This window comes from Streptococcus oralis, from assembly GCF_023109155.1.
Lineage (GTDB): Bacteria > Bacillota > Bacilli > Lactobacillales > Streptococcaceae > Streptococcus > Streptococcus oralis_BZ.
Genome location: NZ_JALDUA010000014.1, coordinates 1 through 1,391, shown reverse-complemented (window position 1 = coordinate 1,391; position 1,391 = coordinate 1). Strand labels below are relative to the sequence as shown.

At 46.4% G+C, this 1,391-nt stretch carries 1 protein-coding gene; it reads left to right on the top strand.

Annotated elements, in window-relative coordinates; translation table 11 throughout:
- Positions 1-1,391: isopeptide-forming domain-containing fimbrial protein (locus M1F63_RS10080; protein ID WP_247941328.1), on the top strand; the 1,391-nt coding region annotated here is incomplete at both ends.

Genomic DNA, 1,391 nt, shown 5'->3' with positions numbered 1-1,391 from the left:
TCAGTCACAGATACCCTAGTGGACGTTCTTGAATTCGCAGGAACTTCAAGTGCTAAATTGAATGGTCAAGCTCTTGATGCAAGTCAAATCAAGGTAGAAGGACAAACCATTACCTTGACGCTTACAGAAGACCAAGTGAAAGCCAATGGCGGTCAAGCCGTTGAATTAACATTCGACGCGAAAATCAAAGCCGGCGCGAACTTGTCCGCATATGTGAAGGAAGACGGCCGTACACAGATTCCAAATAAGGCTTCTTACGACGCAAGCTTCCCACACAAACCAGGTGTGCACAAGGATTCTAACGAAGTCCCAGTAACACCTCCAACACCAGACGAGCCAGAAATCAAGAAAGATGTGAATGGCAAGGCAGAAGAAACTCTCGCAAAACGTGATGAAGTCTTCACTTATAATGTGAAAACAACAGTAGCGCAAGATGCGACAGCCTTCAGCGTAACCGATAAGATCGAAGATGTTCTTGAGTTCGCAGGAACTTCAAGTGCTAAATTGAATGGTCAAGCTCTTGATGCAAGTCAAATCAAGGTAGAAGGACAAACCATTACCTTGACGCTTACAGAAGACCAAGTGAAAGCCAATGGCGGTCAAGCCGTTGAATTAACATTCGACGCGAAAATCAAAGCCGGCGCGAACTTGTCCGCATATGTGAAGGAAGACGGCCGTACACAGATTCCAAATAAGGCTTCTTACGACGCAAGCTTCCCACACAAACCAGGTGTGCACAAGGATTCTAACGAAGTCCCAGTAACACCTCCAACACCAGACGAGCCAGAAATCAAGAAAGATGTGAATGGCAAGGCAGAAGAAACTCTCGCAAAACGTGATGAAGTCTTCACATACAACGTGAAAACAACAGTAGCGCAAGATGCGACAGCCTTCTCAGTCACAGATACCCTAGTGGACGTTCTTGAGTTCGCAGGTAAATCAAGTGCGACCTTGAATGGTCAAGCTCTTGATGCCAGTCAAATCAAGGTAGAGGGTCAAACCATTACCTTGACGCTTACAGAAGAACAAGTCAAAGCCAATGGCGGTCAAGCAGTTGAATTAACATTCGACGCGAAGATCAAAGCCGGCGCGAACTTGTCTGCGTATGTGAAGGAAGACGGCCGTACACAGATTCCGAATAAGGCTTCTTATGACGCAAGCTTCCCACACAAACCAGGAGTGCACAAGGACTCTAACGAAGTCCCAGTAACACCTCCAACACCAGACGAGCCAGAAATCAAGAAAGATGTGAACGGCAAGGCAGAAGAAACCCTCGCAAAACGAGATGAAGACTTCACATACAATGTGAAAACGACAGTAGCGCAAGATGCGACAGCCTTCAGCGTAACCGATAAGATCGAAGATGTTCTTGAGTTCGCAGGTAAATCAAG